The sequence below is a fragment of the Pseudomonas sp. P5_A2_2 genome (genome assembly GCF_054177685.1).
Genome location: NZ_JBGCUL010001052.1, coordinates 1 through 1,492, shown reverse-complemented (window position 1 = coordinate 1,492; position 1,492 = coordinate 1). Strand labels below are relative to the sequence as shown.

Annotated in this window: 2 protein-coding genes; both read left to right on the top strand. The window is 59.2% G+C overall.

Going from position 1 to position 1,492, the window contains the following annotated elements; translation table 11 throughout:
• Positions 1-309, top strand: a 309-nt coding sequence (locus ACXRVY_RS28695) for a capsule biosynthesis GfcC family protein (protein ID WP_458238915.1), incomplete at its 5' end; no start/stop codon positions are given.
• Positions 306-1,492 (top strand): YjbH domain-containing protein (locus tag ACXRVY_RS28690; protein WP_458238914.1); only part of this gene is annotated, 1,187 nt, incomplete at its 3' end. The genes ACXRVY_RS28695 and ACXRVY_RS28690, both read left to right, overlap by 4 nt.

The following is a 1,492-nucleotide window of genomic DNA, read 5'->3' as shown; positions in this document are numbered from 1 at the left end:
GTCCAGGGCGCAGTTGAACAGCCCTGCGCGCTGCCTTATCGCGCCCTGCAGCCCGTCCAGGAATATCTTGAAAGTTGTCTGCCGGTGACCGACGCCGATGCCGATTACCTGTGGTTGATTCAGCCCGATGGCCAGGTCAGGCGAGTCGGCAACGCCGCCTGGAACCGCGAAGACGGGGTGTTTGCCGCCGCAGGCAGCACCATTCTGGTGCCCGTGCGCAACGATGATCCGGACCTGCCCACACCCGACTTAAACGAGCAACTTGCCCAGTTTCTCGCCACCCAACCGCTGCCCGAGGTGGCCCCTTGAAGTTACGTTTCGCCGCCGTAGTGTTGTTGCCCTACAGCCTGGCTCATGGAGAGCCGCGTTTTACCCAGAGTGATTTTGGTGGCGTGGGTTTGCTGCAAACCCCCACCGCACGGATGGCTCCCGCCGGCGAATTCAGCCTGAACGCCAACCGGACCGACCCCTATTCGCGCTATAGCATTTCAATACAGCCCCTTGACTGGCTGGAAGGCAGTTTYCGTTATACCGCTATCGGCAACCAAAAATACGGGACCGAGGCATTAAGCGGCGACCAGGTCTATAAAGACAAGGCGGTCGATGTCAAAGCCCGCCTCTGGCAAGAAAGCCACTGGTTGCCCGAGGTCGCGCTCGGCTTTCGGGACGTTGGGGGCACCGGCCTGTTTTCCAGCGAATACTTTGTGGCGAACAAACGTTACTACGATCTGGATTTCAGCCTGGGCATTGCTTGGGGCTACATCGGTAACCGCGGGGATTTAGAAAACCCGCTGGGGTACCTCGATGAGCGCTTTGATACACGCCCGGTAAACACGGGCGCGGACGCGGGCAACGTCAATACCAACTTGTATTTTCGAGGCTCGCCCGCGTTGTTTGGCGGTGTGTCCTATCAGACGCCCTGGTCGCCCTTGAGCTTGAAACTCGAGTTCGACGGTAACGACTACAAGCACGAGCCATTCAACAGTAGCCTGAAGCAGGACTCGCCCATCAACATCGGGGCGGTGTTCAAGCTAACTGACTCCGTCGATTTGACCGCCGGTTGGGAGCGCGGCAACACCGCGTTGTTCGGTATTACTTTTCATACCAATTTCGCCAGCCGCAAGGCGCCGGCCAAGCGCTACGACCCCGCTGTCGAAGCGCTGCCGGCACGCGAGCCAACCACGCCGCTCGACCAGGTCGACTGGGCGGGAGTTTCCAAACGGCTGGAAAACAACTCAGGTTATAAGGTCGAGCGTATTGCTCAGCGCGATTCCGAGCTGATTGTGTATGGCGAGCAGTCGCGCTATTTCTACTCCGCCAAAGGTGTGGGCCGGGCCAGCCGGATTCTGGACAACAGCGCGAATGACGAAATCGACTGGTTCACGATGGTGAACAAGCGTTACGACATGCCTGTGGACGAAGTCAGTGTGCCGCGCGACACCTTCCGGGCCGTGGTGAACAACCAACAAGACCTCACAGACCTGCACCGCAC